Consider the following 4,367-nt stretch of genomic DNA (forward strand, 5'->3'; position numbering starts at 1 on the left):
CAGGGGGAGCCTCACCTCCTCCAACCAGCGCTTCGCCTGCGGCCAGTCGCCCAGGTTCGAATCCGAACCCATGTGGCCGAGCGCACCGGCGATCTCCAGCCGCGCGCCCCAGGCCGTGGCGAAGAAACGCGCACGCTCCAGCGTGACGCGCGGGTCGTCGGTGCTGGCCACCACGATGCTCGGGAAGGGCAGGGGCGCCAGCGGCAGCGGATCGAAGCCGACCGGGCCCGGCGGGTAGTCCGCCGCTTCCACGTCGCTCGGTGCCACCAGCAGGGCGCCGCGCACCGGCAAGGCCTTGCCGGGGTAGAGCGAGGGCCAGGCGGCCACCAGGTGGATCACCAGGCTCACCGCCAGCGAGTGCGCCACCAGCACGGCGGGCGTGCTGCGCGCCGCGAGCACCTCGGCCAGCGTGCGCACCCATTCGTCGCGCCGGGGCGTGAGCCATTCGCGCTGCAGCACGCGGGCCAGGCCGGGGTCTGCAGCTTCCCAGTGGGTCTGCCAGTGCGCGGCGGGCGAGTTGCCGCGGCCGGGCAGCACCAGCACGTCGGCGGTGGTCGTCGTGATGGCTGCGGCGCTCATCCCTGTGCCGCCTGGATGTGGGTGGCTTTCACCACGGTCTGGAAGTTGCGCAGGCTGCTCGCGAGCAGCGGCGCGAAATCGGCACCGGGCAGGCCTTCGGTGTCGAAGCCTTGCGAGGGCAGCACCTCCTGCACGCGTGGGCTCTTGATGGCCTGCACGATGGCCGCGTGCAGTTGCGCGGTGATGGCATCGGGCGTGCCGGCCGGGGCCAGGATGCCCTGCCAGGTCTTGTGCAGGAAGCCGGGGGCGATGCTCTCGTCCAGCGTCGGCACCTTGGGCAGGGCGGGTGCGCGGGTCTTGCTGGTGACGGCAATGCCGACCAGCGTGCCGGCCTGGATGTGGGCCACCGCGGCCGCCAGCGTCACCACACCCGCGCTGAGGGTGCCGTTGAGCAGATCCTGAATGAGCGGCGCGCCACCGCGGTACGGCACGTAGCCGGCCGACACGCCGAGCTGATGGTTCAGCGCCGCGCTGGTCAGGTGGTGTGCCGTGCCCCAGCCGGGTACGCCGATGGTGAGCTGGCCGTTCTGCGCTTTCAGCTGGTGCAGGTAGCTGGCCGGGTCGGTGATGCCCGACTTCGGGTGCGTCACGAACAGGTTGCAGGACGAGATGCCCAGCGTCACTGGCTTGAGCTGCGGCAGCAGCGTGTCGGCGCCGGCCACCGCGTCCGAGGCCACCAGGGTGTCGTTGGTCAGCAGCAGGGTGTGGCCGTCGCGCGCGGCCTGGGCCACGCGCTGGGTGCCGATGCGCCCGGCCGCGCCGCCGATGTTCTCCACCAGCACCGGCACGCCCAGCACCTCGGACAGGGCCGGCGCCAGCGGGCGCGCGAACAGGTCCACGCCACCACCGGCCGGGAAGGGCACGATCAGGCGCAGCGGCTTGTCGCCCAGGCCCTTGGCGTTTTGCGCGAACGCGCTCGGCAGGGCCAGGCTCAGCGGGCTGGCCGCCAGGGCGGCCAGCAGGCGGCGGCGGCCGGCCAGGTCGGAAGAAGAGGAGGGGGTGCGGGCGGAGGATGTCATCAAAAGTCTCGGGCGGTGGATCGGGCGAAACGCCGCAATGTAGAAAACCCGCCTCAGAAACAAAACGAATGGAACTACATATCGTTAGAAGAAAATCGTTGGGAACGGCGCGCCGGGCCCATGGCCCAATCCGCTGCCAGGCTCTGGCCCACGCCGTGGCGCCGCTTGCCCGCACCCTCCTGCTCCCTTCCTCTCCGTCTGCGATTTCCCCGTGACCCTTCTCTCCCGCTCCGACCTGTTTGACACCGCCTGCCAGGCGCTGAGCGCCGCCGGCGCCAACGACACCATGGCCCGCCTCACCGCCACCGCCCTGGTGGAGGCCGACCTGCAAGGCCTGGCCTCGCACGGCGTCACCCGCATCCCGGCCTACGCCGCCCACCTGCGCAACGGCCGCGCCAATGGCCAGGCCGAGCCCAGGGTGCTGCGCCAGCACGGCGCGGTGTTGATGATCGACGCCGGCCAGGGCCTGGCCTACCCGGCCTGCCACCTGGCGGTGCAGCAGGGCATCGAACTGGCAAGGCAGCAGGGCGTGGCCTTTGCGGTGGTGGCCAACAGCCACCACTTCGGCGCCGCGGCCTACCACCTGCGGCCGGTGGCCGAGGCCGGGCTGGTGGGGCTGGCGCTGGGCAACTCGCCCGCGGCCATGCCGGCCTGGGGTGGCAAGCGGCCGCTGTTCGGCACCAACCCGATTGCCGCCGCCTTCCCGCGCGCGGGGCACGACCCGCTGCTGATCGACCTCTCGCTGTCCAACGTGGCGCGCGGCAAGCTGGTGGTGGCGGCGCGCGAGGGCAAGTCCATCCCGCTCGGCTGGGCACTGGACGCCGACGGCCAGCCCACCACCGACCCCCAGGCCGGCCTGGCCGGTTCCATGGTGCCGGCCGGTGGTGTGAAGGGCACGCTGCTGTCGCTGGTGATCGACCTGCTGGTCGGCACGCTGACCGGCTCGCACTTCGGCTTCGAGGCCGATTCCCTGCTCGACGACGAGGGCCGCGCGCCCCGCGTCGGCCAGGTGTTCCTGCTGATCGACCCGGCCGCGCTCGCCGGGCAGGAAACCTACTTCTCGCGCATCGAATGCCTGGTGGACGTGATGCTCGAAGACCCGAACGTGCGCCTGCCCGGCGCGCAGCGCTTCAGCCGCCAGCGCGAACACGAAGCCTCGGGCGTGGAGATTCCCGAGGTGCTCTGGCACAAGCTGCAGCAGCTGGCCGCGGCCCCCGGCGTTGCGTGACCGCTGCCTGAACACGGCCATGTCGCGCGCGGGCGCCGCCGCCCCGGGCGTGGTGGCATCATGGCGGACCTCCTTTTTGTTCCGCTGACCCCATGGACTTTCACCTCTGGCTGGCCTACTTCGCGGCATCGTGGGCCATCGCGCTCTCGCCCGGTTCGGGTGCGGTGCTGTCGATGACGCACGGCCTGGCCTACGGCGTGCAGAAAACCAGCGCCACCATCGCCGGCCTGCAGCTCGGCCTGGCGGTGATCCTGCTGGTGGCCGGCGTCGGGGTCGGTGCCCTGCTGCTGGCCTCGGCCACCGCCTTCACCGTGGTGAAGTTCGCCGGTGCCGCCTACCTGATCTGGCTCGGCTTCAAGCAGTGGCGCGCGCGGGTGGGCGTGGTGCCGGTGGCCGGCGAGGCCGCGTCCGCACAGGCGGCCGGTGAGCCCTCGGCGCGCGAGCGTTTTGCCATGGGCTTCTTCACCAACGTGACCAACCCCAAGGGCATCGTCTTCATGGTGGCGGTGCTGCCGCAGTTCATCAACCCGGCGCGTGGCCTCGGGCTGCAGTTGCTGATCCTGCTGGTCACCACCGTGGCGGTGGACCTGGTGGTGATGCACGGCTACGCCTTCCTGGCGTCACGCGCGCAGCGCTGGCTGGCCACGGCGCGGGCCCGGCGCGCGCAGAACCGCGTGTTCGGCGGCGTGCTGATGGCCATGGGCGCGAGCCTGCTGCTGGTCAAACGCGCGGCCTGAGTGTTCTTCCCTGAAAGTGAATCCAGACATGTGTGGTGCTGAATTGCAGACCCTGCCCGAAACCGTGCAACGTGTGGCGCGTGTGCTGCAGGACGCCGGCCACGCCCATGCCCCGGTGATGCTCGACGGCGCCGCGCGCACCGCGCAGCAGGCCGCCGATGCGCTGGGCGTGTCGCTGGGCCAGATTGCCAAGAGCATCATCTTCCGCCGCAAGAGCGACGACGTGGCGGTGCTCGTCATCACCTCGGGCGACCTGCGCGTGGACGAACACAAGGTGCAGGCCATCGTCTGCGCCGAGGGCGGCAAGCTCGGCCGTGCCGACGCCGACTTCGTCAAGGCGCGCACCGGCTTCTCCATCGGCGGCGTCTCGCCACTGGCGCACGCCACCGCACCGGTGACGTTGATCGACGCGCAGCTGTCGCGCTTCGACGAAATCTGGGCCGCCGCCGGCCACCCGCACGCGGTGTTCCGCCTGAGCCCCGCCGAGCTGCACGCGCTGACCGGTGCTCCGGTGCACGACGTCACGGTCGCGGCCAGCGCCGCTGCCTGAGCCCGGCCATGAACCTGCCCCGGCCCATCGTCAACTTGCAAGCCGCGCGCCGACGCGCCGGCATGACGTCCAGCATGCCCGGCGTGCCCTCGCCCTGCATCTCGGTCTGCGAGATGGACGAGGCCATGAGCGGCTGCAAGGGCTGTTTCCGCACGCTGGACGAGATCAGCATCTGGAGCCGCGCCAGCGACGAGACCAAGCTGCAGATCTGGCAGCGCATCGAAGCAAGGCAAAGGTGAGGGAACTCCCCCCTG

Annotated in this window: 6 protein-coding genes; 4 read left to right on the forward strand and 2 right to left on the reverse strand. The window is 71.3% G+C overall.

The features are described 5' to 3' along the window. On the reverse strand, nucleotides 1–579 hold a 579-nt coding region (locus HPA01S_RS22230), incomplete at its 3' end, for an RBBP9/YdeN family alpha/beta hydrolase (protein WP_066273653.1). Next, nucleotides 576–1,598 carry a tripartite tricarboxylate transporter substrate binding protein gene (locus tag HPA01S_RS22235; protein WP_066273658.1) on the reverse strand — a complete coding sequence of 341 codons (1,023 nt, stop codon included), beginning with the start codon at nucleotides 1,596–1,598 and terminating at the stop codon, nucleotides 576–578. The genes HPA01S_RS22230 and HPA01S_RS22235, both read right to left, overlap by 4 nt. Before the next feature lie 211 nt (nucleotides 1,599–1,809). Here HPA01S_RS22235 and HPA01S_RS22240 point away from each other — a divergent pair, with 211 nt between their 5' ends. The 4 genes from HPA01S_RS22240 (at nucleotide 1,810) to HPA01S_RS22255 (ending at nucleotide 4,352) form a co-directional block, all read left to right on the forward strand. Further along, nucleotides 1,810–2,826: an Ldh family oxidoreductase gene (locus HPA01S_RS22240; protein ID WP_066273660.1), complete on the forward strand. Its 1,017-nt coding sequence runs from the start codon at nucleotides 1,810–1,812 to the stop codon at nucleotides 2,824–2,826. 92 nt (nucleotides 2,827–2,918) lie between these two features. Further along, nucleotides 2,919–3,563 (forward strand): LysE family transporter, encoded by a 645-nt coding sequence (locus tag HPA01S_RS22245; protein ID WP_066273662.1) that lies wholly within the window; start codon nucleotides 2,919–2,921, stop codon nucleotides 3,561–3,563. A 28-nt stretch (nucleotides 3,564–3,591) separates the two neighbouring features. Beyond that, complete coding sequence (locus HPA01S_RS22250) at nucleotides 3,592–4,113, forward strand: YbaK/EbsC family protein (RefSeq protein ID WP_066273668.1); 522 nt, start codon at nucleotides 3,592–3,594, stop codon at nucleotides 4,111–4,113. An 8-nt stretch (nucleotides 4,114–4,121) separates the two neighbouring features. Beyond that, on the forward strand, nucleotides 4,122–4,352 hold the full coding sequence (locus HPA01S_RS22255) for a DUF1289 domain-containing protein (protein ID WP_066273673.1): 231 nt from the start codon (nucleotides 4,122–4,124) through the stop codon (nucleotides 4,350–4,352). The last annotated feature ends 15 nt before the right edge of the window (nucleotides 4,353–4,367 follow it).

Origin of the sequence: Hydrogenophaga palleronii NBRC 102513, from assembly GCF_001571225.1 — a bacterium.
Classification (GTDB): domain Bacteria; phylum Pseudomonadota; class Gammaproteobacteria; order Burkholderiales; family Burkholderiaceae_C; genus Hydrogenophaga; species Hydrogenophaga palleronii.